The organism is Pseudomonas sp. Sample_10, from assembly GCF_004321495.1.
In the GTDB taxonomy this organism is placed as follows: domain Bacteria; phylum Pseudomonadota; class Gammaproteobacteria; order Pseudomonadales; family Pseudomonadaceae; genus Aquipseudomonas.
The window spans coordinates 20,530-44,495 of the sequence record NZ_RCOE01000114.1; the positions used below are offsets into that span (position 1 = coordinate 20,530).

The 23,966-nt window shown below is 59.9% G+C and carries 24 protein-coding genes; 13 read left to right on the forward strand and 11 right to left on the reverse strand.

Features of this window, described 5'->3' with window-relative positions:
• Positions 1-52 precede the first annotated feature (52 nt).
• Entirely contained in the window at positions 53-844 is a 792-nt protein-coding gene (locus D8U18_RS10740; RefSeq protein WP_131107603.1) for a dienelactone hydrolase family protein, read from the reverse strand.
• Positions 845-987: 143 nt separating this feature from the next.
• On the opposite strand from D8U18_RS10740, the gene D8U18_RS10745 reads away from it, so the two are divergent.
• The 3 genes from D8U18_RS10745 (at position 988) to D8U18_RS10755 (ending at position 3,402) form a co-directional block, all read left to right on the forward strand.
• Positions 988-1,320, forward strand: coding sequence for a hypothetical protein (locus D8U18_RS10745; protein WP_131107604.1), 333 nt, complete (start codon positions 988-990; stop codon positions 1,318-1,320).
• Between the two features lie 61 nt (positions 1,321-1,381).
• Complete coding sequence (locus D8U18_RS10750) at positions 1,382-2,059, forward strand: response regulator transcription factor (protein ID WP_056853142.1); 678 nt, start codon at positions 1,382-1,384, stop codon at positions 2,057-2,059.
• Complete coding sequence (locus tag D8U18_RS10755) at positions 2,056-3,402, forward strand: ATP-binding protein (protein WP_130906344.1); 1,347 nt, start codon at positions 2,056-2,058, stop codon at positions 3,400-3,402. The genes D8U18_RS10750 and D8U18_RS10755 overlap by 4 nt, the downstream gene beginning before the upstream one ends.
• 120 nt (positions 3,403-3,522) lie before the next feature.
• Here D8U18_RS10755 and D8U18_RS10760 read toward each other — a convergent pair whose 3' ends face one another.
• A complete protein-coding gene (locus tag D8U18_RS10760; protein ID WP_056853140.1) occupies positions 3,523-4,521 on the reverse strand; it encodes an AraC family transcriptional regulator in 999 nt (332 codons plus the stop codon).
• Between the two features lie 338 nt (positions 4,522-4,859).
• Between D8U18_RS10760 and D8U18_RS10765 the strand changes: the two genes are divergently transcribed.
• Both D8U18_RS10765 and D8U18_RS10770 read left to right on the forward strand, forming a co-directional pair.
• Positions 4,860-6,194 carry a dicarboxylate/amino acid:cation symporter gene (locus D8U18_RS10765; RefSeq protein WP_056853139.1) on the forward strand — a complete coding sequence of 445 codons (1,335 nt, stop codon included), beginning with the start codon at positions 4,860-4,862 and terminating at the stop codon, positions 6,192-6,194.
• A 143-nt stretch (positions 6,195-6,337) separates the two neighbouring features.
• Positions 6,338-7,519 (forward strand): CaiB/BaiF CoA-transferase family protein, encoded by a 1,182-nt coding sequence (locus D8U18_RS10770; RefSeq protein WP_130906343.1) that lies wholly within the window; start codon positions 6,338-6,340, stop codon positions 7,517-7,519.
• Positions 7,520-7,643: 124 nt separating this feature from the next.
• Here D8U18_RS10770 and D8U18_RS10775 read toward each other — a convergent pair whose 3' ends face one another.
• Both D8U18_RS10775 and D8U18_RS10780 read right to left on the reverse strand, forming a co-directional pair.
• The gene (locus D8U18_RS10775) at positions 7,644-8,138 is read right to left on the reverse strand and encodes a SprT family zinc-dependent metalloprotease (protein WP_056853137.1); all 495 of its coding nucleotides are present in this window, start codon (positions 8,136-8,138) and stop codon (positions 7,644-7,646) included.
• 159 nt (positions 8,139-8,297) lie between these two features.
• Entirely contained in the window at positions 8,298-8,900 is a 603-nt protein-coding gene (locus D8U18_RS10780; RefSeq protein WP_056853136.1) for a Yip1 family protein, read from the reverse strand.
• Between the two features lie 282 nt (positions 8,901-9,182).
• On the opposite strand from D8U18_RS10780, the gene ttcA reads away from it, so the two are divergent.
• Both ttcA and D8U18_RS10790 read left to right on the forward strand, forming a co-directional pair.
• On the forward strand, positions 9,183-10,007 hold the full coding sequence (ttcA, locus tag D8U18_RS10785) for a tRNA 2-thiocytidine(32) synthetase TtcA (protein WP_056853135.1): 825 nt from the start codon (positions 9,183-9,185) through the stop codon (positions 10,005-10,007).
• A 130-nt stretch (positions 10,008-10,137) separates the two neighbouring features.
• Positions 10,138-10,812: a DNA-3-methyladenine glycosylase I gene (locus D8U18_RS10790; RefSeq protein WP_130906342.1), complete on the forward strand. Its 675-nt coding sequence runs from the start codon at positions 10,138-10,140 to the stop codon at positions 10,810-10,812.
• A 212-nt stretch (positions 10,813-11,024) separates the two neighbouring features.
• Here D8U18_RS10790 and D8U18_RS10795 read toward each other — a convergent pair whose 3' ends face one another.
• The 3 genes from D8U18_RS10795 to arsC are packed head-to-tail and all read right to left on the reverse strand — an operon-like array spanning position 11,025 to position 12,399.
• Positions 11,025-11,450 carry a DUF2069 domain-containing protein gene (locus D8U18_RS10795; RefSeq protein ID WP_130906341.1) on the reverse strand — a complete coding sequence of 142 codons (426 nt, stop codon included), beginning with the start codon at positions 11,448-11,450 and terminating at the stop codon, positions 11,025-11,027.
• A 2-nt stretch (positions 11,451-11,452) separates the two neighbouring features.
• Positions 11,453-12,049, reverse strand: a complete 597-nt coding sequence (gene wrbA, locus D8U18_RS10800; protein ID WP_008054817.1) for an NAD(P)H:quinone oxidoreductase — start codon at positions 12,047-12,049, stop codon at positions 11,453-11,455.
• Positions 12,046-12,399, reverse strand: coding sequence for an arsenate reductase (glutaredoxin) (gene arsC / locus D8U18_RS10805; RefSeq protein WP_131107605.1), 354 nt, complete (start codon positions 12,397-12,399; stop codon positions 12,046-12,048). The genes wrbA and arsC overlap by 4 nt, the downstream gene beginning before the upstream one ends.
• Before the next feature lie 114 nt (positions 12,400-12,513).
• Here arsC and D8U18_RS10810 point away from each other — a divergent pair, with 114 nt between their 5' ends.
• Positions 12,514-12,981 (forward strand): TlpA disulfide reductase family protein, encoded by a 468-nt coding sequence (locus D8U18_RS10810; RefSeq protein WP_130907419.1) that lies wholly within the window; start codon positions 12,514-12,516, stop codon positions 12,979-12,981.
• Between the two features lie 130 nt (positions 12,982-13,111).
• Here the strand turns inward: D8U18_RS10810 and D8U18_RS10815 are convergent, their stop codons facing one another.
• From D8U18_RS10815 to D8U18_RS10830, 4 genes are all read right to left on the reverse strand, one after another.
• Entirely contained in the window at positions 13,112-13,516 is a 405-nt protein-coding gene (locus tag D8U18_RS10815) for an META domain-containing protein (RefSeq protein ID WP_056853130.1), read from the reverse strand.
• Positions 13,516-13,950, reverse strand: coding sequence for a hypothetical protein (locus tag D8U18_RS10820; RefSeq protein WP_007988765.1), 435 nt, complete (start codon positions 13,948-13,950; stop codon positions 13,516-13,518). Before D8U18_RS10820 ends, D8U18_RS10815 begins: the two co-directional genes overlap by 1 nt.
• Before the next feature lie 77 nt (positions 13,951-14,027).
• Positions 14,028-15,020 (reverse strand): 2-hydroxyacid dehydrogenase, encoded by a 993-nt coding sequence (locus D8U18_RS10825; RefSeq protein WP_056853129.1) that lies wholly within the window; start codon positions 15,018-15,020, stop codon positions 14,028-14,030.
• Positions 15,021-15,119: 99 nt separating this feature from the next.
• Positions 15,120-17,873, reverse strand: a complete 2,754-nt coding sequence (locus tag D8U18_RS10830; protein WP_056853128.1) for a response regulator — start codon at positions 17,871-17,873, stop codon at positions 15,120-15,122.
• A 216-nt stretch (positions 17,874-18,089) separates the two neighbouring features.
• Here D8U18_RS10830 and D8U18_RS10835 point away from each other — a divergent pair, with 216 nt between their 5' ends.
• From D8U18_RS10835 to rlmD, 5 genes are all read left to right on the forward strand, one after another.
• Positions 18,090-18,809, forward strand: a complete 720-nt coding sequence (locus tag D8U18_RS10835; RefSeq protein ID WP_131107606.1) for a response regulator transcription factor — start codon at positions 18,090-18,092, stop codon at positions 18,807-18,809.
• Positions 18,799-20,214, forward strand: a complete 1,416-nt coding sequence (locus D8U18_RS10840) for a sensor histidine kinase (protein ID WP_131107607.1) — start codon at positions 18,799-18,801, stop codon at positions 20,212-20,214. Before D8U18_RS10835 ends, D8U18_RS10840 begins: the two co-directional genes overlap by 11 nt.
• A gap of 154 nt (positions 20,215-20,368) precedes the next feature.
• The gene (locus D8U18_RS10845) at positions 20,369-21,391 is read left to right on the forward strand and encodes a PDDEXK nuclease domain-containing protein (protein WP_131107608.1); all 1,023 of its coding nucleotides are present in this window, start codon (positions 20,369-20,371) and stop codon (positions 21,389-21,391) included.
• 107 nt (positions 21,392-21,498) lie between these two features.
• A complete protein-coding gene (gene cysM, locus D8U18_RS10850) occupies positions 21,499-22,401 on the forward strand; it encodes a cysteine synthase CysM (RefSeq protein ID WP_056853124.1) in 903 nt (300 codons plus the stop codon).
• Positions 22,401-23,753 (forward strand): 23S rRNA (uracil(1939)-C(5))-methyltransferase RlmD, encoded by a 1,353-nt coding sequence (rlmD, locus tag D8U18_RS10855; protein ID WP_130931545.1) that lies wholly within the window; start codon positions 22,401-22,403, stop codon positions 23,751-23,753. The genes cysM and rlmD overlap by 1 nt, the downstream gene beginning before the upstream one ends.
• Positions 23,754-23,966 lie beyond the last annotated feature (213 nt).

The following is a 23,966-nucleotide window of genomic DNA, read 5'->3' on the forward strand; positions in this document are numbered from 1 at the left end:
GCCGCTTCGCAGCCCAGCGGGAGCAAGCTCCCTCGCCACAGGGTTTAGCGTGTCAGCCAAAGATCTTCTTGAAAAACGCCTGCATGTCCGCCCAGGACTTTTCATCCGCCGCTTTGTTGTAGCCGATGTCAGGCCCGCCGTGATCGCCATGGCCCAAGCGGTCGGCATCCGGATTGCTGAAGCCATGCTTGGCGCCGTCGAGGCTGACGAAGGTGTAGTCGGCGCCGGCCTTTTCCATTTCGGCTTTGAACGCGGCAACGTTATCCGGGGTGATCATGCTGTCCTGCGCACCATGCTCGACGAGGATCTTCGCTTTGACGCTGCCCGGTGCGGCAGGGGTGTTGGTCGCCAGCGCGCCATGGAAACTCACCACGCCGGCCAATGGCACACCCTGGCGCGCGGCGTTGAGCACCACGGCGCCGCCGAAGCAGTAGCCAATGGCGGCGATTTTGTCCGGATCGGTTTGCGCCTGTTTCTTGAGCAAGTCGAGCCCGGCCTGGAACCGCGCGCTGGACGCGGCGCTGTCCTTCATGGCCGCTTGCATGAACGCCATGGCGTCCTTGGGATGCTCGGTGTTCTTGCCATCACCATACATGTCGATGGCCAGGGCGCTATAGCCGAGCCCGGCGAGGTCTCGGGCGCGGCGCTTGGTGTAGTCGTTGAGCCCCCACCACTCATGCACCACCACGACACCCGGACGCGGTCCCTTGATCGCATCGTCGTAGGCGTAATAGCCGATCAATTTTGTGCCGTCGGCACTTTGATAGGGGATTTCCTGGGTCTTGATGGCGGCCTGGCCGAGACCGCTCAAGGTCAGCAAAAGGACAGCGAGGAACATGCGCATGGTTGAATCTCCTGTTCAAATTCATCGAACCGCTTGGGGTGAGATGATTCAGCTTAGGTTCAGATTGCGTTCAGGGGGAGTTCAGGGCGAGGTCGGTAACCTTGCCCTACCCAAAAAGCGAACAGCGCATGAGGAAACTCCCTATGACTGGCTTCAAGAAACTGCTCCTGGCTTTCACTGTGCTGGGCGCCAGTGCCGCCGCCCACGCGGCTGACGATCATTTGGCCAGTCGTGTTTTTGCACAGACCGGCGACAAGGACAAAAAGTCCCGGGTCTTGAGCCGCTCGACCGTCAATGCCGTGGTGAGTAACGACAGTGATTGGGGCGCGAGCCTGGCGCAGCAAAATGGCCAGTCCGGTTATCACGCCGGTTACACCAACGTGTCGGTCTCGCACAATGGCATTAAACTGCGCCAGGAAGACCTCATGGGCCGCTCTGTTCTGTCCCTTGCGTCGGACATCAGCACACAATCATGAAACAAGTCATCGAGGCTCGGTTATCTCCCTCGGGAGAGGTTGATTTGCCCTGGAGAGCGTTATGAAACTGCTGGTCGTCGAAGATGAAGCGCTGTTGCGCCATCACCTGCAAACCCGCCTGACGGAAAGCGGCCATGTCGTCGAAAGTGTGGCCAATGCCGAAGAAGCCTTGTATCAAGCCGGGCAGTTCAATTTCGATCTGGCGGTGATCGACCTTGGTCTGCCGGGCATGGGCGGGCTCGATCTGATTCGTCAGTTGCGTTCCGGCGGCAAGGCGTTCCCGATCCTGATTCTCACCGCCCGGGGCAACTGGCAGGACAAGGTCGAGGGCCTTGCCGCCGGAGCCGATGACTATGTGGTCAAGCCGTTCCAGTTCGAAGAGCTCGACGCAAGGCTCAATGCCTTGTTGCGCCGCTCCAGCGGTTTTACCCAATCGACCATCGTCGCCGGCCCTTTGAAGCTTGATCTCAATCGCAAGCAGGCGTCCCTCGATGAGCAACCGCTGGCGTTGACCGCTTACGAGTACCGCATCCTCGAATACCTGATGCGCCATCATCAGCAAGTGGTGGCCAAGGACCGGTTGATGGAGCAGCTTTACCCGGATGACGATGAGCGAGATCCGAATGTGATCGAGGTGCTGGTCGGCCGACTGCGCCGCAAGCTCGAAGGGCCGGCGGGCTTCAAGCCGATCGATACCGTGCGTGGCCTCGGCTACCTGTTCAGTGAGCGCTGCACTTGATTCGTTCTCTTCGCGTTCGCTTGATGCTCGCCGCCACATTGCTGGCGGTGTTGTTCATGCTGGCGTTGCTGCCGGCAATGCAAGGCGCGTTCAGTCTCGCCTTGCAGGACTCCATCGAACAGCGTCTGGCGTCTGATGTCACGACGCTGATCTCTGCCGCCCGAGTCGAGAGCAACCGTTTGCAGATGCCGGCGCAATTGCCCGACGAGCGTTTCAACCTCACTGACAGCCGTTTGCTCGGTTACATCTATGACCGCGAAGGACGGCTGGTCTGGCGGTCGAAGGCCACGCAGGAGGAACACATTAACTACAAACCGCGCTACGACGGGCGCGGCAACGAATTCGCGAGAATCAGCGAGGCCAACGGCGAGGAGTTTTTCGTCTATGACGTCGAGGTCAAACTGCTGGGGGGCAAGAGTGCGGCGTTCAGTATCGTTGCCCTGCAGCCGGTTCGCGAATACGAAGTCACCCTCGCAGGTCTGCGGGAAAATCTCTATCTAGGCTTCGGGGCAGCGTTGCTGGTATTGCTGGCCTTGCTCTGGTTCGGCCTGACCTGGGGGCTGAAAGCCTTGCGCCGGTTGAGTCAGGAGCTGGACCAGATCGAAGGCGGCACCCGCGAAAGTCTGAGCGAAGAGCATCCCCGGGAACTGTTGCGTCTGACCGGTTCGCTCAATCGCTTGCTGCACAGCGAGCGCGAACAGCGCAGCCGTTACCGTGATTCCCTGGATGATCTGGCACACAGCCTGAAAACGCCGCTGGCGGTGTTGCAAGGCGTCAGCGAAGACATGGCGCAACGCCCGGAAGATCGCGATCAGGCATGGGTGCTGCAAACCCAGATCGAACGCATGAGCCAGCAGATCAGCTATCAATTGCAGCGCGCCAGCCTGCGCAAAAGCGGTCTGGTGCGGCATCAGGTGCGCCTGCGACCTGTGCTGCAAAGCCTGTGCGACACGCTGGACAAGGTTTACCGCGACAAACGCGTACGGGTCACCTTCGATCTGCCGGACGAGTGTTTTGTGCCGATCGAGCAGGGTGCCTTGCTGGAAATGCTCGGTAACTTGCTGGAGAACGCCTACCGCCTGTGCCTGGGCGAGGTGCGCATCAGCCTGCGGGAAAACCTCGGTGGCATCGAATTGTGCGTCGAGGACGACGGCCCTGGCGTGCCTATGGATCAGCGCGCGCGGATTCTCGAGCGTGGCGAACGGCTGGATCGGCAGCACCCGGGCCAGGGTATTGGTTTGGCGGTGGTCAAGGACATCATCGAGAGCTACAGCGCCCGATTGACCCTGGGCGATTCACCCTTGGGCGGCGCGGCGTTCCGGATACATTTACCGCTGGTTTGATCCGCAACCATCGCGTGCCCTTGTAGGAGCCGGCTTGCTGGCGAAGGCGGTGTGTCAGTCAACATTTGTGTCGCTGACACACCGCCATCGCCAGCAAGCCGGCTCCTACAGGTTATGGGTTCAGTTTTCCTGCGCCCGATAAGCCCCCGGCGTCACCCCAGTCCACTTCTTGAACGCCCGGTGAAACGCCGAAGGCTCGGAAAACCCCAGTTGCTCGGCAATCTGTTGCAATGACAGGTCCGCGCGGCTCAAGTGATAAATCGCGATATCCCGGCGCAACTGATCTTTCAACTCCTGAAAACTGGTGCCTTCCTCACGCAGGTGTCGACGCAGCGTTTGCGCACTGATGTGCAGGTGCGCGGCAACAGCGTCGAGGTCCGGCCAGCGGGCACTGTCGCGGCTGAGCAAGCGGCGCAACTGGCTGCTCAGGCTGTTGCCGTCGTCCGGGCGTGAAAGCAGATCGGCCGGCGAGTGTTCGAGGAAATGCTTGAGGGTGCGTTCGTCCTGCAGCAGCGGCATGTTCAGGTAGCGGCTATGGAACAACAGGCTGCTCTGGGGCGCGGAAAACGTCAAAGGACAGGAGAACAACAAGTCGTACTCGGCGCCGTGTTCCGGCCGCGGGTAACTGAATGCGGCCTGTTCCAGGCGAATACGCTGGCCGATCAACCAACTGCCGAAACGATGCCAGATCACCAGCAGGCTCTCGCTGAGAAAATGGTCCGGGTCCCAGAGCTGCGAATCGTCCAGGCTCAGGCGGATCATCTCGTCTTCGCGCGTCAGGGTCAGGCGCGGGGCGTCGGGGAATAGACTATAAAATAATAAACCGCGGTTCAGCGCCTTCTCCAGATTACGGCAGTGGATCACCGCATGGCACATCATGGCGAAGCTGCCCGGCTTGCTGGGGCCGCGTCCAAAGCCCAGGTACTCGTCGTCCAGTGCCAGCCACAGTCCCTGAATCAGTCGGGTGAACTGCTCCGGTGCAATGCGCGCCCGCGGCTCGTCGAGCAATTCGGGGCTGATCCCCAACTGTTGCAACAGGCTCGAATAGTCCAGGCCACGGCGTTGCGCGCCACCGAGGACGGCGCGGGCAAAGTGACTGGCGATGGTGCGTTCGCGCATAGCGGCTAAATCCGTCCATTGAGCGGCGGATGGTAGCTGCGGTGCCAAACGATGGACAAGGCGGATATCCGCCAAATTGCAGGACGTGATCTGTTTGGAGGGCGGAAATCCGCCAGTGCGCTCAACGGTTCAACGATACGGCGCGACCTGCAACCCCTGATATCAAAAGGCTTGTGGATGTTTTACCGCAGGTGGCACGGGCTTTGCGATACAAGCGACAGATGCCTGCCGTCGCGCAGCTCGAAAAAACAAATCCCTCCAGTGCAGGAGGGTTCGCAATTGAGGTGTCGCCGGCCATCGATGGATGTTGGCAGCGCGTACTCTTGAGGAACTTTGCAATGACGACTCGTCAGCCACTGTATAAATCCCTGTATTTCCAGGTGATCGTTGCAATTGTCATCGGTATTTTGCTCGGTCACTACTATCCACAGCTCGGTGTGGCCGTAAAGCCGCTGGGTGACGGGTTCATCAAACTGATCAAGATGATCATCGCCCCGATCATCTTCTGCACCGTCGTCAGTGGTATCGCTGGCATGCAGGACATGAAATCGGTCGGCAAGACCGGTGGTTACGCGCTGCTGTACTTCGAAATCGTTTCGACCATCGCTTTGCTGGTCGGCCTGGTGGTCGTCAATATCGTGCAGCCCGGCAACGGCATGCACATCGACGTCAGCACTCTGGATGCTTCCAAGGTCGCTACGTATATTGCGGCCGGTGCTGATCAAAGCGTCGTTGGCTTCCTCCTCAACGTGATCCCGTCCACCATCGTCGGCGCATTCGCCACGGGCGACATCCTGCAAGTCTTGATGTTCTCGGTGATCTTCGGTTTCGCCCTGCATCGCCTGGGCGCCTACGGCCGGCCGATCCTGGACTTCATCGATCGCTTCGCCCACGTCATGTTCAACATCATCAACATGATCATGAAGCTCGCGCCAATCGGTGCCTTCGGTGCCATGGCGTTCACCATCGGTGCCTATGGTGTCGGCTCGCTGGTGCAACTGGGCCAGTTGATGGCGTGCTTCTACATCACTTGCCTGCTGTTCATCCTGATCGTGCTGGGTGGTATTGCTCGCATGCACGGTTTCAGCGTTCTGAAAATGATCCGCTACATCCGTGAAGAACTGCTGATCGTACTGGGTACTTCTTCTTCGGAATCGGTACTGCCACGCATGCTGATCAAGATGGAGCGTCTGGGCGCGCAGAAGTCCGTGGTAGGCCTGGTGATCCCGACCGGTTACTCGTTCAACCTCGACGGTACGGCGATCTACCTGACCATGGCGGCCGTGTTCATTGCCCAGGCCACTGACACCCCCATGGACCTCACGCACCAGATCACCCTGCTGGTGGTATTGCTGCTGTCCTCCAAAGGTGCTGCCGGTGTGACCGGTTCGGGCTTCATCGTACTGGCAGCCACGCTGTCCGCTGTCGGCCACTTGCCGGTTGCCGGCCTGGCGCTGATCCTCGGCATCGACCGCTTCATGTCCGAAGCCCGTGCCCTGACCAACCTGATTGGTAACGCCGTGGCGACCATCGTGGTGGCCAAGTGGGTCAAGGAACTGGATACCGACGTACTGCAATCCGAGCTGGCTTCTGGCGGTCGCGGCATTGCCGACGAGCCTAAAGACGACGTTCTGGGCCACGCCGACGAGGTCGCCCCGGCTAACGCCAAATAAACCTGCTGCAATGAAAAACCCGCTTCGGCGGGTTTTTTTCTGCCTGCGACCTGAGCGCAACGGTCAGCGTCACTGGCACATAAGGTTATTGCCCCTGAGCGTCCGGCTGCCTAGTCTGGGGGCATCATTCAGGGAGAACATCCATGCTCGGTCCACTGGCATCACTCAAGGTTCTGGATTTCTCGACATTGCTGCCGGGGCCGTTCGCCTCGTTGTTACTGGCGGACATGGGCGCGCACGTGCTGCGCATCGAATCGCCGAGCCGCATGGACCTGCTGCGCGTGCTGCCACCCCATGACCAGGGCGTATCAGCCAGCCACGCCTATCTCAATCGCAATAAACGCAGCCTGGCGCTGGACCTCAAGCAGCCTGAGGCGCTGGAGGTCATCAAGCAGCTTCTTGAGGACTACGACATTGTGCTGGAGCAGTTTCGCCCCGGTGTCATGGAACGTTTGGGGCTGGGCTATGAAGCCCTGAAGGCCATCAATCCCAAACTCATTTATGTGTCGATCACCGGTTACGGCCAGACCGGCCCTTACCGGGAACGTGCCGGCCATGACATCAATTACCTGGCGCTGGCCGGGCTGGCCAGCTACACCGGCCGTGCCGACAGCGGGCCGCTGCCCTTGGGGCCGCAAGTGGCGGATGTCGCCGGCGGTTCGTTGCACGGGGTAATCGGGTTGCTCGCCGCGGTGATCGCCCGCCAGCAAACCGGGCAGGGGCAACACCTGGATGTGAGCATGACCGACTGCGCCTTCAGCCTTAATGCCATGGCGGGCGCCGGGTACCTGGCCTGCGGTGTCGAGCCGGGCCGGGAAGACCAGATGCTCAATGGCGGTAGCTTTTACGACTATTACCGTTCGCGGGATGGCCGCTGGTTGTCGGTGGGCAGCCTCGAACCGGCGTTCATGAAGCAGTTATGTGTGGCGCTTGGGCTGGAGGAGCTGGCGAACCTCGGCCTGTCCCCGCAACCGTCGCAGCAGAGGAAACTCAAGGACGCGCTGACAGTGGAGTTCGAGAAACATGACTTCGCCGAGTTGTGTGCATTGTTTGCGGAACTGGATGCATGCGTGGAGCCGGTTTTGAGCGTCGGGGAAGCGCTGCGTCATCCGCAGTTGCAGGCACGGGATTTGGTCACGCAAGTGCCGAGGGGCGATGGTTCGAGCCAGGCGCAGATGGCGTGTCCGTTGAAGTTTTCAGAAGGATTGCCGGCGCCCCGGCACATTGGCGCGGCGTTGGGCGAGCATACGGATCAGGTGTTGGGGGAGTTGGGATTTAGTGTTGAGCGGATTGAAGAACTGCGGCAGGCCAAGGTGATTCTCTAGTGCCTGTGCCGGCCTCATCGCCAGCAGGGCTGGCTCCCACACTGGATGTGCGTCGCACCGTAAATCCCCTGTAGGAGCCAGCCCTGCTGGCGATGAGGACGGTACAGCCAGCAGAAAGATCCGCCTATTCGACCCGCATTTCCCCACTGAACACCAAGGTGTTGCGACACCGCCGACACAAATACCGCCGCCCCTGGCGCACCAGGCCATGGCGCTGCGCCGAGAACGGGAAATCGCTGTCGGCGCACGGGCACTTGTAGATGTAGCGGGTGACGCTGCGGCGCTTGACGTCGTAGGTGTGGCAGCGATTGGGCGGCAGTTCGTACACGCCGCGCATGATCAATTGCCACTCTTCGCCATGGGGCTGAATGCGGTCGCCGAACAGTTGATGAGCGATCAGGTGGGCAACTTCGTGGGCCACTGTCTGCTTGAGGAAGTCCTCGGTGTTTTCCCGGTACAACTGCAGGTTGAAACGCAGCAGGTTCTCGTGCAAATGCGCGACACCGGCTTTTTGCCCGCGCAGCTTGAGGCTCACCACGGGGCGTTTGAAAGGTCGTTTGAAAAAGGATTCGGCTTGTTGGAAACAGTCTTCGACGCGGGTATTGAGTTGCTCGGGCATGCTTGATGGATCTCCAGAGACGTTGAGTATGCCGCAACCCTCGGGCCTTGCGAATCGTTTGAGCGCCGAATGGTCGTTGCGTTTCTTCTGGCAGGAGGCATCAAAAGGCCGCCTTGCGGCGGCCTGTGTCGGCAGATCTGATTTTTGGAGGGTGTGTTGCTAATTCGTATAGACCGGCCCCACGCCGAGTCCCCAGACAATGACAGTGAACGCCATGATAGCCACCAGCACGACCAGGCCTACGGCGAGCACCGAACTGGAAAACAGAAAGCCCTCGTCAGTTGGAATGTTCATGAACGTCGGTAGCCCGACATACAACAGATAGACCGTGTAGCAGATCGCCGCAGTGCCGACGATCATCCCCAGCCACATATGCGGGTACAGCGCCGCCAAGCCGCCGATGAACAGCGGCGTCGCGGTGTAGGTCGCGAAGGCTACGCAGCGTGCCAGGCTGGGATTGGCGTCATAGGTGCGGGCCATCCAGTGGATGAACGCGCCCATGACCGCGACGCCACCGAGCATCGCCAGGTACGACATGATCGTCATCCAGAGCGCACTTTCCATCGTCAACATCACTGGCGGCCGGTTACCGATCACCCAGCCGACCTGCGTGGTGCCGATAAACGCCGACACAGCAGGGATGGCCGCCAGAATCAGGGTGTGGGTCAGGTACATGTGGCTGATGCTTTCCTCCTGGTCGCCACGGATTTCTTTCCATTCTTGGTCAGGGTGGGTGAAGAGCCCCACTACGTGATGGATCATGCCAGTCACTCCTCTTTTATACCGTCGCCCCCCAGTGGAGCGCCTACGGGCCAATACGGCCAAGTAAGTAAAAGGTCTGGAATACGAATGCGACCTTATGTCGCAGTATAGGAAGGAGTTAACCGCACAAGGAGAGGGGGCTTAGAGCAAATTGCGCTGTAAAGCCTGCGCTTAATCGCAGTTGCATCTGTAGAACGGCAGGCGATCCGTCAGGACGCTTCGCCCGGGATAGGTTTTTGCGTAAAATGCCCGCCTTTCGTCACACCTCACGGATTTCGCGTCATGGGCACTCTTACGGTCAACCAGAACAAACTGCAAAAGCGCCTTCGCCGCCAGGCCGGTGAGGCTGTTGCCGATTTCAACATGATTGAAGACGGCGACAAGGTCATGGTCTGCCTGTCCGGCGGCAAGGACAGCTACACCATGCTCGATGTGCTGATGCACTTGCAGAAGGTCGCGCCGATCAAGTTCGAGATCGTGGCCGTGAACATGGACCAGAAACAACCGGGTTTCCCTGAGCACGTGCTGCCGGCTTACCTCAAAGAGCTGGGAATCGAGTATCACATCGTCGAAAAAGACACTTACTCGGTGGTCAAGGAACTGATTCCCGAAGGGAAAACCACTTGCTCGCTGTGCTCGCGCCTGCGTCGCGGCACGCTGTACACGTTCGCTGACGAGATCGGCGCGACCAAAATGGCCTTGGGTCATCACCGCGACGACATCGTCGAGACGTTCTTCCTCAACATGTTCTTCAACGGTTCGCTCAAGGCCATGCCACCCAAGTTGCGCGCCGATGACGGACGCAACGTGGTGATCCGCCCGTTGGCCTACTGCAACGAAAAGGACATCCAGGCATATTCGGACTTCAAGCAGTTCCCGATCATCCCGTGCAACCTCTGCGGTTCCCAGGAAAACCTGCAACGTCAGGTGGTCAAGGAAATGCTCCAGGACTGGGAGCGCAAGACCCCAGGTCGTACCGAGAGCATTTTCCGCAGCTTGCAGAACGTGATCCCGTCGCAACTGGCGGACCGCAACCTGTTCGACTTCACCAGCCTCAAGATCGACGAAACGGCGGCTTCGCGCTTCGTCAACGTGGTTAACCTTTAATCACCTTGATGTGGGAGCCAGCCTGCTGGCGATAGCGGTGGGTCAGACAAATCATTGTCGGCTGACACTCCCTCATCGCCAGCAGGCTGGCTCCCACATGGGTTTATTCATCTAATCCTCAGGAGAGGGCATGCGCGACTACAAGTGGCTGAATGAATTCTGCCTGAACCGTTTCGGTTCGGCGGCTGAACTGGAAGCCCATCTGCCCGTTCCCAAGACCCCGGCGCAATTGCGCAAGATCAGCGATGACCGCTACCTCTCGACCATGGCATTGCGCGTATTCCGTGCCGGGCTCAAGCACAGCCTGGTGGACGCCAAGTGGCCGGCCTTCGAAGAAGTGTTCTTCAAGTTCGACCCGGAAAAAGTCGTGCTGATGAGCGCCGAGCATCTGGAACGCCTGATGCAGGACGCGCGGATTATCCGCCACCTGGGCAAATTGAAGAGTGTGCCGCGCAATGCGCAGTTCGTGCTGGACGTCGCCATTGAGAAGGGCAGCTTCGGTGCGATGATCGCCGATTGGCCGGTGACCGATATCGTCGGCTTGTGGACGATGCTGAAAAAGCGCGGCCATCAATTGGGCGGCCTGTCTGCGCCGCGTTTCCTGCGCATGGTCGGCAAGGATACCTTTGTGCCGAGTTACGATGTGGTCGCGGCGTTGAACGCACAGAACATCATCGACAAGGTGCCAACCAGCCTGCGCGACCTGGCGCTGGTGCAGGATGTGTTCAACCAATGGCATGAAGAAAGCGGCGGACGGCCGATGAGTCAGATTTCGATGATGCTGGCCTACACCGTCAATCATTGAGACCGAGTCGGTCGAGCGCGACCCCGGCCTATCGCTGGCAAGCCAGCTCCCACAGTGATTGGAGTTGTCCACACATTTTGTGTTCAAACCCAATACCTGTGGGAGTTGCTCACAGAATTTGTGTTCAAGCCCAATACCTGCGGGAGTTGCTCACAGAATTTGTGTTCAAGCCCAATACCTGTGGGAGCTGGCTTGCCAGCGATGAGGCCCGATCAGGCGACGGATATCTCGCCTTCGCCAGCCAACTTGCGGTTCAACTGATACCGCCAGCGCACATACAACAGCGCTGAACAGAACACCGCCAGGCTCGCGGCCATCTCCAGCACGCCGAACATCTGCCGGTTCGGGTCATACGCGGCCAACGCGCCTTTGATGAAGTACAGGTTCACCACAAAGCACATCCATGAATGCCCCCGGGCGTTGCCGACAATCATCCCCGGTGCGAGCAGCAGCAACGGCACCAGCTCGATCAGCAGAATCACCCACGGCCGTGCACCGTGCAGATCGGCAATCATCAGGTAGTAAACGCAGAGCAATCCCACCAGACCAAAAAAGCACAGCAGACTGATGACGCGCATCGCCTTGACGCGCGGTTCGAGCCATTCGATGGCGGGCAGGACCTTCGGCTTCTTGGCCACCTTCAGCCCTCCAGTTTCTGCGCAGTCTTGGCCAGGCGCATGCCCAGTGCACGGCACAGCGCCACTTCATGAGCGTCCAGACCGCTTTTGCCATCGGCTCCGGCGTGATGACTGGCGCCGTACGGCGTGCCGCCACCCTGGGTTTCCAGCAACGCCGATTCGCTGTAGGGCAGGCCGGTGATCAACATGCCATGGTGCAGCAATGGCAGCATCATCGACAGCAGGGTGGTTTCCTGGCCACCGTGCAGGCTCGCCGTGGACGTGAACACGCCGGCCGGTTTGCCCACCAGCGCGCCGGTCAGCCACAGGTTGCTGGTGCCATCGAGGAAGTACTTGAGCGGCGCCGCCATGTTGCCGAAACGAGTCGGACTGCCCAGTGCCAGGCCAGCGCAGTTTTTAAGGTCGTCGAGGCTGGCATAGAGCGCGCCTTCGTCGGGAATGTCCGGCGCCACGGCTTCGCATTCCGTGGAAATCGCCGGCACTGTGCGCAACCGCGCTTCTAGGCCAGCCTGCTCGACACCGCGGGCAATTTGCCGGGCCATTTCATTGGTCGAACCGCTGCGGCTGTAGTACAGCACCAGAATGTACGGCGCACTCATGGCAACAGTTCCAGAATCTGCTCCGGTGGACGACCGATGACGGCTTTATCGCCGACTTCGAGAATCGGACGTTCCATCAGTTTCGGGTGGGCGGCGATGGCGGCGATCAATTGCGCTTCGCTCAGGCTGCCGTCCGCGAGGCCGAGGGTCTTGTATTCGTCCTCGCCGGTGCGCAGCAGTTGCCGGGCACTAATGCCGAGTTTGCCCAGCAGACCCTGGATTTGCGCGGCGTCGAGCGGGGTTTCCAGATAGCGCACCACGTTCGGCGTCAGGCCACGGGCTTCGAGCAGTTCGAGCGCACCGCGGGATTTCGAGCAGCGCGGGTTGTGATAAAGCGTCAGATCGGTCATGAGCGGGTCGCATCTTGCGTAAGGTGGCGGCTATTCTAACTGTGCAGCGCGTAATCCAGAACCTTGGGAGGCGATGGGTCGCAGGCGCATTCAATTTTTGACAAGGAACACGACATGACAAGGCGACTGGCAGCAGCATTGACGATCATTGGGGCGTTGCTGTTGGGGGGCTGCGGAAACGACTACGGGATTGACCAGAATGGACAGAAAGTCGCCGCCGAGCGTCTGGATGGCAAATGGCTGGTGCTCAATTACTGGGCTGAATGGTGCGGGCCGTGCCGTACCGAGATCCCGGAGCTGAACGCCTTGGCCGATCAGCTCCAGGGCAAGAAGATCGGTGTGTTCGGGGTCAACTTCGACAATGTGCAGGGCGAAGAGCTGAAAAGCGCCAGTGAGAAGCTTGGAATCAAATTTACCGTGCTGGCCCAGGACCCTTCGGAAGTGTTCGAACTGCCACGCAGTGAGGCATTACCGGTGACCTATATCATCGATAACAAAGGCAAGGTGCGTGAGCAATTGATGGGAGAGCAGACAGCGGCGGGGGTGATGGCGAAGCTGGAGGCGTTGCAGGCGCAGAATTGAATCGAGGGATGATGATCGTTCCCCCGCTCTGCGTCGGAACGCCGCCCGGGACGCTTTGCGTCCCTGTGACGCGGAGCGTCACTTGATCATTCCCACGCAGAGCGTGGGAATGATAAGGGAGGAGGGGACATCAACCTTCCTCAAGCCACCAGCGCAGCGGCTTGCCTTCGGCCGGCCAGAAACGCATCTGATCGATTGACGATACGTCCCAGCGTTGCACGTTTTCCAGCGCCTGAAGGAAGCGTTTTTCCTGCTCCATCAGCGCCGGCGCGCAGAGTTTGCGGGTGCTGCCGATTTTGCCGAAGCTCAGCTTGTTGCCTTCCAGGGTGTATGGCGCGAACCAGTGGTTGCAGCCACCATTGCCGTAGGCGCGACCATCTTCGCCGAGCGTGATGGTCAGGTGGCTGTAGTCCATCAACGGACGTTCGCCGATCCACTCCAGAATGTAGCTGCGGTTTTGTTGCAATTGCACCGGATCGGCAGCACAGCCCATCAGGCTTGCACCGACCAGCGCGGCCAGGGCGAGGTGTTTCATCACGCAGGCTCCTGGCACTTCGGGCACAGGTGCTTTTCGCCGACGGTGGTCCAGCCCAGCTCGGCAATTCGCGCAGTGGCGGCAGGCTTTTCGGCCTTGTTGCCCAACTTGGCGTCGACCGCGAACTCGAAGCTCAGCTCTTTTGCACAGCTGTCGCAGTTCACCTGCCAGGTGTGGATCGCCAGTTCGCCGAACACCGGGCCACTGGCTACCGCAACCCATTGCCCGGGTGGATTGATCAAGTGGCGAACCGTTTCGACGGTCAGGCGCATGGACAAGTCCTTGGCGCCCTTGAGGGTCACTACCAACACGTCGTTATTGCGAATCGAGCCGCCGTTGCCGGTGACTTGATAGCGCCCCGGCACCAGGGCGCGGCATTCGGTGAGGGTGTGTTGCGGGTTCATCAGGCTGTAGCGGAAATCGTGTTCGACCATGGGTCCTCCAAATATGCGCGATATGCTAGCACGGGCATTCGCGTTGCATGGTGCGGGCACATGACCTTCGATCAGGTTCAGTCACCTGTGACCAGGTTTTGCGCAGTGCCGGCGTTCCAGGTCGCAATGTTGTCGAGGGTGGTCGCGGCAATCGCGCCAAGGGCTTCGCGGGTCAGGAACGCCTGATGCGCGGTAATGATGACATTAGGGAACGTCAGCAATCGCGCCAGAACATCGTCCTGCAACGGCAGGTCGGAACGATCCTCGAAGAACAGCTGCGCTTCCTCTTCATACACATCCAGCCCCAGATAACCCAATTGCCCGCTCTTGAGGGCGTCGATCAGCGCCGGGGTGTCCACCAGGCCACCGCGACCGGTATTGATCAACATCGCCCCCGGTTGCATGTGCGCCAAAGACTCGCGGTTGATCAGATGCTTGCTCTGTTCATTGAGCGGGCAGTGCAGGCTGATGATCTGCGATTCGGCCAGCAGTTGCGGCAAGCCCAGGTAACGGGCTCCGAGCGCTTCGACCTGGGGATTGGGGTACGGGTCGTAAGCCAGCAACCGGCAGCCGAAACCGTTCATGATTTTTGCGAATGTAGCGCCGATCTGCCCGGTACCGACCACGCCGACGGTCTTGCCCACCAGGTCGAAACCGGTCAGCCCGTGCAGGCTGAAGTCGCCTTCGCGGGTACGGTTGTAGGCCCGGTGCAAACGTCGGTTGAGCGCCAGGATCAGCGCCACTGCATGCTCGGCCACCGCATGGGGCGAGTAGGCCGGGACGCGCACCACCGCCAGCCCGAGGCGTTTCGCCGCTGCGAGGTCGACATGGTTGTAACCAGCCGAACGCAGGGCAATCAGGCGTGTGCCGCCCGCCGCGAGGCGTTCGAGCACCTGTGCACTGAGATCATCATTGATGAAGGCACAGACGACCTCGTGATGTTCGGCCAGCGCCACTGTATCAACGCTCAGCCGCGCCGCCTGAAAGTGCAGCTCGATACCGGGCGGCAGATCCGCGGCGAGAAAACTCTCGCGGTCGTAGTTCTGGCTGCTGAATAAAATCGTGCGCATGTGTTCTCCCTGAAGACTCAGCGTTTTCAAGATCAAAAGATCGTCGCCTGCGGCAGCTCCTACATTAGTCCTTCCCGCTACCGGCGTCTTTGCGCCAGGTCAGGCATTGATGCGCGCCTGGGCGGCCAGGCGATTGATTGCCCGGTCGAGTTCTTCGAGGGCGCTGTAGGCTTTCGGGTCCTGTTGCTTGAGCAGGGTTTCGCTGCGTTGGCAGGCGGCGCGCAGTTGCGGCACGCCGCAGTAACGGGTTGCGCCGTGCAGGCGATGGACACGTTCGATCAGCGCGTTGTGATCGCGGCTTTCCTGGGCCTGGCGGATCGCTTCACGGTCGGCTTCCAGCGACGCCAGCAACATCGCCAGCATGTCTGCCGCCAGATCGGCCTTGCCCGCGGCCAGACGCAAGCCTTCTTCGTGATCGAGCACTTGCAACTCAAAGGCACCGTTGTGGCTGTCGCTGGCGCGCTCCGGGCTATGGTTGCGCAGCGCCAGGCCACTCCATTTCAGCACCACCTGCGCCAGTTGCCGCTCACTGATCGGTTTGGTCAGGTAGTCGTCCATGCCGCTTTGCAACAAGGCGCGTTTTTCATTGGCCATGGCATGGGCGGTGAGCGCCACGATCGGCAGCGGTGTGCAATGCCGCTCGCTCTCCCACTGGCGGATCGCCTCGGTACTTTGCCGTCCGTCCATTCCCGGCATCTGCACGTCCATCAGCACCAGGTCGAAGGTCTCGTTTTGCACCGCTTTGACGGCTGCGTAGCCGCTTTCCACGGCGAGCACCTTGGCGCCCATGTCTTCGAGCAACGTCTGCACCAGCAGCAGATTGGCCGGGTTGTCGTCAACGCACAGCACTTTAGGCGCGCGACTGGAAACCGGTTCGCCGGGTTCGCTGCGAATCTGGCGCGGGTTGACCAGGTCGGACAGTGCGCGTCGTAACTTGCGGGTGCAGGCCGGTTTGGCCTGGAGCTGGCTGTGAGGGTTGGGCACCGAGAGGTGGAACAGCGTCTGCTCTGTGGTCGGGCAAAGCACCAGCACTTTGCAGCCAAGGTGTTCGAGGTCCCAGATGTATTGATTAAGGCGCTCGGGCGGCATGTCATTGCTGGTGACGCCCAGCACCGCCAGGTCGATGGCCTGATCGGTCTGATGGACGCCAGTCACGCCATTGGTCAAGCTTTCCAGCGTGTTGAACGGCGTGACCGCGAGACCGCAATCTTCCAGTTGATGCTGCAGCGCCTGACGGGCCAGGTCATGGTTTTCCAGCACCGCCACACGACGACCCGACAGCGGCGGGCCGGGCAGGTCTTCGGCATCGTCGCGGGTTTTGGGCAGGCTCAGGCTGATCCAGAACTCCGAACCTTCGCCCGGTGTACTGTCGACACCGATCTCGCCGCCCATTTGTTCGATCAGTCGCTTGGAAATCACCAGCCCCAGCCCCGTGCCGCCCGGTTGCCGGGACAGTGAGTTATCGGCCTGACTGAAAGCCTGGAACAGCGCGCGTACGTCCTGGCTCGATAGGCCGATGCCAGTGTCCTGAATACTGATGCGCAGTTGCACACTGTCATCGTGTTCTTCTTCGAGCATGGCCCGGGCGACGATGGTGCCTTCGCGGGTGAACTTGATGGCGTTGCTGACCAGATTGGTGAGGATCTGCTTGAGCCGCAGCGGGTCGCCGACCAGCGACAAAGGCGTGTCGCGATACACCAGGCTCACCAGCTCAAGTTGTTTGGCGTGGGCAGCGGGGGCAAGGATGGTCAGGGTGTCCTGCAGCAGATCGCGCAAGTTGAACGGAATATGGTCGAGCACCAGTTTGCCGGCCTCGATTTTCGAAAAGTCGAGGATCTCGTTGATGATCCCCAACAGGCTGTCGGCGGACTTTTCGATGGTGCCCAGATAATCGAGCTGGCGCGGGGTCAACTCGCTTTTCTGCAGCAAATGGGTAAAACCGAGAATACCGTTGAGCGGCGTGCGGATTTCGTGGCTCATGTTGGCCAGGAATTCGGATTTGATCCGGCTCGCCTCCAGTGCCTCCTTGCGCGCCAGGTCGAGTTCGATGTTCTGGATCTCGATGGTTTCGAGGTTCTGGCGAACATCTTCGGTGGCCTGGTCGATGCTGTGCTGCAATTCTTCCTGGGCATTTTGCAGGGTGCCAGCCATGCGGTTGATGCCCGATGCCAGTTCGTCCAGTTCATGACTGCCAAGGGGTGGCAGTCGGGTTTCCAGATGACCGTCCTTGAGTTGGGCTACGGCCTGCTTGATCTGGGTCAGCGGCCGGTTGATGGTGCGGCCCATGCGCAAGGCAAGCAACGCCGCGCCACCCAGGCCGGCGGCGATCATCATCAGGCTGGCGAACAGGCTGCGGTAACCGCGCAGCAACATGCCATTGTGCGACAGTTCGAGCTCGACCCAGCCCAACAGGCGATCGGCCTCATCGGGTATCACATCGCCTGCCAGATTACGATGCTTGCCGAACACCGGCAGCAGATAACGCGTCGCATCGCTGCCACTGCGCCGCAACATTTGCGAACCATCGCCCAGCGGCGCCTGGTTGAGCATGGTCGGTCCCGCATGGGCCAGTAACGTGCGGTCAGGTGCGAGGAAAGTTACGGCACGCACGTCCGGCTGCTCGAGGGATTGCGTAGCGATGCGTTCGAGCAGCTCGTTGTTTTTATGGCCCATGGCCGGCGCTACCAGCGGCGCCAGTTGCTCGGCGATCATTTCGCCACGTTGCATGAGTTGGGTTTGCAAGTCCGATTGCTGCATCCAGGTGAAATAACCACCTAGGACCAGCGCCATGAGGCTGGTCGGCAATAGAGTCAGCAACAGCACGCGGCCTTTGATTCCCAGTTTCTTGAGCACGCATCTCTCCTGCATCCAGCTATCGATAGTCCTGCACTCGCGTGTGGCATGCACCACCTGCGCAGTGTAGCGATTTGCTGGCGGGCAATCTTCGTAAAATTGATGTCGTCGTTCGTCGGCCAGTTCGGGCCTTTTCAACGGTTGCGCAAAGTGTCGGGTTGCCTCAGGCGAAGCAATCTTGAATAATTATCAACTGAGAATTATTTGCAGATACTCATGACTCCCATCGCCTCTGGTCATCCGCGCATCCTTTCCATCGAAGACGATCTCGTGCTCGGTGCTTATGTCCATGAGCATCTGGGCCGCAGCGGCTTTCAGGTGACCTGGTGCCAGAACGGCCAGGAAGGCCTCGCCGCTGCCCGCGAGCAAGCCTTCGACGTGGTGTTGATGGACATTCTGTTGCCCGGACTGGACGGGTTGTCAGTGCTGACGCAATTGCGCCAGAGTCACTCCACCCCGGTGTTGCTGATGTCGGCGCTGGGGGCCGAAGCGGATCGCATCAGTGGCTTTAGCCTGGGGGCTGATGATTACCTGACCAAGCCGTTCAGCATGGTCGAGTTGCGGGTACGCATCGAAGCGATCCTGCGCCGCGTCGCCCTCGACCGTCAGCCGACGCCGGCAGCGATTGCGCCGCCGCGGGACAGCTTGCATTTCGACGATGAACAGTCCGAGGTTTTTTACGGCGAGCGAGCCGCCGGCCTGACCCGCAGCGAATACCGCTTGCTGGAAACCCTGAATCGCAATGACGATGAAGTGTTGAGCAAAGCCTTCCTTTATCAACATGTCCTGCAACGCGGTTACTCTGCCCATGACCGCAGTCTGGACATGCACATCAGCCAGATCCGCCGCAAGCTCAAGGCCATCGGCTATACCGAACGCGAAGTGCGGACGGTCTGGGGCAAGGGCTACATTCTGAGCACCAGTGATGAAATGTAATGTGCCGGGCCGGCACTCGCTATTCTGGAAGCTTGCCTGTTTGCTGGTCGCATTCTGTTTGCTGATGATCTGGTTGAGCTGGTCCTGGGGTCGTTATATGGAACAGCGCAATCAGTTCCTCTCCGATGATGCCCGCAGAACCCTGACGCACTACGCCGCCGAAGCCGAACAAGCCTGGCAATTGCGCCAGAACGCCGGCATCGATGACTGGTTGCAGACGATGCATCAGCGGGAAAAAGGCTGGGTCGGTGTCATCGGCGGTGATTTGCAGTCTTTGAGCAACCAGTCACTTTCGGACAAGGAAATCGAGCGCCTGACCTTCCTGCGCGGATTGGATTGGCCGATCCACAAAAAAGGCCGGCCGTGGATGCGGGTACCGTTCCCTGGCGACCCGTCCACCGGGAGCCTGGTAATCGAGTTGCCCGAACGCTTTCTGCCGGGACAATATCGGGTGTTCTGGCGGGTGATCACCAACGGTGTGATTCCGGGCTTGTTCACATTGCTGTTATGCGTCGGGCTGTATCGCCTGTTGGTGGTACCACTCAATCACTTGCGTGCTCAGGCCAATGCCTGGCGGGCCGACCAATTGAGTGTGCGGCTGTCGAGCCGCACGACCAATCGTACCGATGAGCTGGGTGAACTGGGCAGAGCGTTCGATCATATGTCCGAACGTCTGCAAAGCACGGTTGCGTTGCAACAGCAATTGCTGCGCGACCTGTCCCACGAATTGCGCACACCACTGAGTCGCCTGCGGGTGGCCAGTGAAAGCGAGCAGGGCCTGGAGTCGTTACGCGAACGTATTGGTCGTGAAGTCGACGGCATGCAGCGATTGGTGGAAGACACGCTGCAACTGGCCTGGCTCGACACCGAACGCACCCGATTGCCTGATGAAGCGATCCAGGTCCAGGCATTGTGGGAAATGCTCACCGAAAACGCCTGCTATGAAAGCTGCTGGCCGAACGGGCAGTTGCTGTGTTCGGTGGACGCTTCCTGCTGGGTTCGCGGCCATCTCGATACGTTGGCCCAAGCGCTGGAAAACATGTTGCGCAATGCTATTCGTCATTCACCCAAGGGCGGCATCGTCCTCCTTGGTGGCCGGCGTGACGGCGAGTACTGGCATCTGTGGCTGGAGGACCAGGGTGGCGGCGTGGCGCAAGCAGATCTGGAACGGATCTTCCTGCCTTTTACCCGCCTCGATGGCTCGCGGCCCGGGGACGGCGGGTTTGGTCTGGGCCTTAGCATCGCGAGGAATGCGGTGCAGCGACAGGGCGGGCAGCTGTGGGCCGAGAATACGGGTAGCGGGTTGCGGATGAACATGCGGCTGATCGCGGATGAAAGCCAAGTCAGTGATAGCGCGTGCGCCAGCAAGACTGCGCCTGCACTGGCGTCCCTTCAAACCCAGTAAGTGCGAGCTGCACGGTCAGCCAAGCCCTCAACATCTGCTCACGCCGGAGCGTTCCGGCATTGTTGTACGACATTTCCGAAAGGGTATCAGCGGCATTTTCATACTTCCTTGACCGATTAAGCTCTGGCCTTCAATCATCCTCAAGGAACAGAACATGACTGCACCGGACGTAACCAGCGGCACATCAGATGATCGTTTCAGCGAAGTGCTCGCGCTGATCCACGGTGCCAGACAGCAGGCCATTCGAGCGGTCAATACGCAACTGATCGAGTTGTACTGGCAGGTCGGTGCTCATATCAGTCGCAAGCTGGAACGGGCCGAGTGGGGCGATTCCGTGGTCGGTCAATTGGCTAAGCATCTGGCAAGGACGCAACCGGGGTTGCGCGGGTTTACCCGGTCCAATCTGTTTCGCATGCGCCAATTCTATGAGATTTACCACGCTGAAGAGAAAGTCGCGCCACTGGTGCGACAATTATCCTGGTCGCATAACGTGATGATCTTTGGCCAAAGCAAACGCCCTGAAGAACGCGAGTTCTACCTGCGCATGGCGATTCAGGAGAAGTGGTCGAAGCGGGAACTGGAGCGCCAGTTCAAGGCAGCATTATTTGAGCGCAGCGTTACTCAGCCGGCAAAAATCTCAACAGCACTGAAACAAACCCATCCCTCGGCGCTGGAGATTTTTCGTGACGCCTACATGCTCGAATTTCTCGACCTGCCCGGAACCCATGCCGAAACCGATTTGCATCAGGGGCTGCTGGCGCGTCTCAAGGAGTTCCTGATCGAACTGGGCCGTGATTTCTGTTTTGTCGGCTCCCAATACCCGCTGCAAGTTGGCGGGCGGGATTTCGCCCTGGACCTCTTGTTCTTCCACCGGGGACTTAACTGCCTGGTAGCCATTGAACTCAAGGTCGGTCGTTTTGAGCCGGAGTATCTGGGCAAGCTGAACTTCTACCTGGAAGCACTGGACCGCGACGAACGAAAGCCTCATGAGAACCCTGCCATTGGAGTCCTGCTTTGTGCCAGCAAGGAAGATGAGGTGGTTGAATATGCGCTCAACCGCAGCCTGTCGCCTGCGCTTATCGCTGAGTATCAGGTACAACTGCCGGACAAACTGCTGTTGCAAGCCAAGCTGCACGAGTTCTACGCATTGAATGTCGGGCAAGCGGATGAGGACTGAGCCAGGGCTTATTCCTGTTAGCCATAAGCACCACACTTTGCGTGATATGGCCTTCGAACGTTTGCCGGTATGATAGGCGCCCCCGCAGTCTGGATTGCGAATACGCCATGACCTTGCAGTACCCAACCATCGCCGATTGCGTCGGCAACACTCCGCTGGTCCGTTTGCAGCGCCTGCCTGGCGCCACCAGCAACACCCTTTTGCTCAAGCTCGAAGGGAATAACCCGGCGGGTTCGGTCAAGGACCGTCCGGCGCTGTCGATGATCACCCGCGCCGAGCTGCGTGGGCAGATCCATGCCGGCGATACGCTGATCGAAGCGACTTCGGGTAACACCGGTATTGCGTTGGCCATGGCCGCCGCGATCAAGGGTTACAAGATGATCCTGATCATGCCCGACAACTCCAGCGCTGAACGCAAGGCTGCCATGACCGCTTATGGCGCCGAGTTGATTCTGGTCAGCCAGGAAGAAGGCATGGAAGGCGCCCGCGACCTCGCCCAGCGCATGGAGGCCGAAGGCCGTGGCAAAGTGCTGGATCAGTTCGCCAATGGCGACAACCCCGAGGCGCATTACACCACCACTGGCCCGGAAATCTGGCGTCAGACCCAGGGCACCATCACCCATTTCGTCAGCTCCATGGGCACCACCGGCACCATCATGGGGGTTTCGCGGTACCTGAAAGAACAGAGCGACGCCGTGCAGATCATCGGCCTGCAACCGATGGAAGGCTCGGCGATCCCGGGTATCCGTCGCTGGCCCCAGGAATACCTGCCGAAGATCTATCAGGCCGATCGCGTGGACCGGATCGTCGACATGGCGCAAAGCGAAGCCGAAGACGTGACCCGTCGACTGGCCCGTGAAGAAGGCATCTTCTGCGGCGTGTCCTCGGGCGGCGCAGTGGCAGCGATGCTGCGTCTGTCCAAAGAAGTTGAAAACGCGGTGATCGTCGCGATCATCTGCGACCGTGGCGACCGTTACCTGTCGACCGGCATTTTCGACGCGCCCAACTGATGGCCAAACATGAAAGAGGCCTGCGCTTCCAGCCCACCGGCGGCAGCAAGGCCCCGCAAGTCCCGACCGGCAAAAAACAGCGCCTGACCATCGAGCGCCTGGCCAATGACGGTCGCGGTATCGCGTTTTTCGAAGGGCGTACCTGGTTCGTCATCGGCGCATTGGCCGGTGAAGAGATCGAAGCGCGTGTACTTGGCGCCCACGGCAAAGTGGTCGAGGCGCGCACCGAACGGGTGTTCAAGGCCAGCGAACTGCGCCGCCCGGCACCGTGCGCCCACGCCGGCCGTTGCGGCGGTTGCAGCGTGCAGCATCTGCCACATGACGAACAGCTCGCACTGAAACAGCGCATGCTCGCCGAGCAGTTGTCCAAGGTCGCCGGCGTCGAGACCGAAGAGTGGGCTGTCCCGTTGAGCGGTCCAGAGTTCGGCTACCGTCGCCGCGCCCGCGTAGCCGTGCGATGGGACATGAAGGCCAAGATGCTCGAAGTCGGTTTCCGCGCCGCCGGCAGCCAGGACATTGTCGGCATCAATGAATGTCCGGTGCTGGTACAACCCTTGCAGCCGATCATGACCGGCTTGCCGCCGATGTTGCGCCGCTTGAGCAAACCTCAGGCACTCGGGCATGTGGAGTTGTTCAGCGGCTCATCACTGGCGGTTTTGCTGCGACACATGGCGCCATTGTCCGAAGGCGACCTGACCATTCTCAAGGATTTCTGTGCGCTCCATGAAGCCCAGTTGTGGCTGCATGGCGACGGCGAGCCGCAACCGGTCGAGGCCGGTCAGGCGCTGGGCTATCGTCTTGAGCAGTGGGATCTGGAGTTGGCTTATCGTCCAGGGGATTTCATTCAGGTCAACGCCGGCGTCAACGAAGCGATGGTTGCCCAGGCGCTGGACTGGCTGAAACCTGCGACGGATGAGCGGGTTCTCGATCTGTTCTGCGGTCTCGGCAATTTTGCCTTGCCGCTGGCCAAGGCCACTCGCGAAGTGGTGGCGGTGGAGGGCGTGCAGACGATGGTTGATCGGGCGGCGGCAAACGCGGCTAGCAATAATCTGCATAACGCGAAGTTTTTTCAGGCCGATTTATCCCAGCCGTTGACCGATGCCGAATGGGCGCGGGAAGGCTTTTGTGCGGTACTCTTGGACCCACCGCGTGACGGTGCTTTCGAGGTTGTGCGCAAGCTCAGGACGCTGGGTGCCGAACGGTTGGTATATGTGTCGTGCAATCCGGCAACTCTGGCGCGCGACACGGTCGAATTGATCAAGCAGGGCTACCGGTTAAAACGTGCCGGGATTCTCGATATGTTTCCTCAGACGGCACATGTCGAGGCCATGGCGTTATTTGAAGCGAGCTAGGATGCTCGTCTGGTCCGACTGGCCCACCCGTGCAACCGCGCATCAGCCCGACGTGGGCGCACGGGCAACGAAGGTCAGCGATTTGACGCATTGAATCTGCGTCGTAGGGAAGGTAAGCAAGATGGTACAGGTGAGAGCACACCAGCCGATCAACACCGACGGCAGTATCAATCTCGAGGCTTGGCTCGATCATGCGGTCAGTGTCGATCTGGC

Bases quoted from the DNA above. Each gene is read 5' to 3' on its own strand.
- D8U18_RS10765 (WP_056853139.1), top strand. From the start codon at position 4,860: ATGACGACTCGTCAGCCACTGTATAAATCCCTGTATTTCCAGGTGATC.
- D8U18_RS10760 (WP_056853140.1), bottom strand. From the start codon at position 4,521: ATGCGCGAACGCACCATCGCCAGTCACTTTGCCCGCGCCGTCCTCGGT.
- D8U18_RS10750 (WP_056853142.1), top strand. From the start codon at position 1,382: ATGAAACTGCTGGTCGTCGAAGATGAAGCGCTGTTGCGCCATCACCTG.
- D8U18_RS10825 (WP_056853129.1), bottom strand. From the start codon at position 15,020: ATGCGCACGATTTTATTCAGCAGCCAGAACTACGACCGCGAGAGTTTT.
- arsC (WP_131107605.1), bottom strand. From the start codon at position 12,399: ATGACCGATCTGACGCTTTATCACAACCCGCGCTGCTCGAAATCCCGC.
- D8U18_RS10770 (WP_130906343.1), top strand. From the start codon at position 6,338: ATGCTCGGTCCACTGGCATCACTCAAGGTTCTGGATTTCTCGACATTG.
- D8U18_RS10815 (WP_056853130.1), bottom strand. From the start codon at position 13,516: ATGAAACACCTCGCCCTGGCCGCGCTGGTCGGTGCAAGCCTGATGGGC.
- D8U18_RS10810 (WP_130907419.1), top strand. From the start codon at position 12,514: ATGACAAGGCGACTGGCAGCAGCATTGACGATCATTGGGGCGTTGCTG.
- D8U18_RS10790 (WP_130906342.1), top strand. From the start codon at position 10,138: ATGCGCGACTACAAGTGGCTGAATGAATTCTGCCTGAACCGTTTCGGT.
- rlmD (WP_130931545.1), top strand. From the start codon at position 22,401: ATGGCCAAACATGAAAGAGGCCTGCGCTTCCAGCCCACCGGCGGCAGC.
- D8U18_RS10820 (WP_007988765.1), bottom strand. From the start codon at position 13,950: ATGGTCGAACACGATTTCCGCTACAGCCTGATGAACCCGCAACACACC.
- D8U18_RS10840 (WP_131107607.1), top strand. From the start codon at position 18,799: ATGAAATGTAATGTGCCGGGCCGGCACTCGCTATTCTGGAAGCTTGCC.
- D8U18_RS10745 (WP_131107604.1), top strand. From the start codon at position 988: ATGACTGGCTTCAAGAAACTGCTCCTGGCTTTCACTGTGCTGGGCGCC.
- wrbA (WP_008054817.1), bottom strand. From the start codon at position 12,049: ATGAGTGCGCCGTACATTCTGGTGCTGTACTACAGCCGCAGCGGTTCG.
- D8U18_RS10835 (WP_131107606.1), top strand. From the start codon at position 18,090: ATGACTCCCATCGCCTCTGGTCATCCGCGCATCCTTTCCATCGAAGAC.
- D8U18_RS10775 (WP_056853137.1), bottom strand. From the start codon at position 8,138: ATGCCCGAGCAACTCAATACCCGCGTCGAAGACTGTTTCCAACAAGCC.
- ttcA (WP_056853135.1), top strand. From the start codon at position 9,183: ATGGGCACTCTTACGGTCAACCAGAACAAACTGCAAAAGCGCCTTCGC.
- cysM (WP_056853124.1), top strand. From the start codon at position 21,499: ATGACCTTGCAGTACCCAACCATCGCCGATTGCGTCGGCAACACTCCG.
- D8U18_RS10740 (WP_131107603.1), bottom strand. From the start codon at position 844: ATGCGCATGTTCCTCGCTGTCCTTTTGCTGACCTTGAGCGGTCTCGGC.
- D8U18_RS10780 (WP_056853136.1), bottom strand. From the start codon at position 8,900: ATGATCCATCACGTAGTGGGGCTCTTCACCCACCCTGACCAAGAATGG.
- D8U18_RS10845 (WP_131107608.1), top strand. From the start codon at position 20,369: ATGACTGCACCGGACGTAACCAGCGGCACATCAGATGATCGTTTCAGC.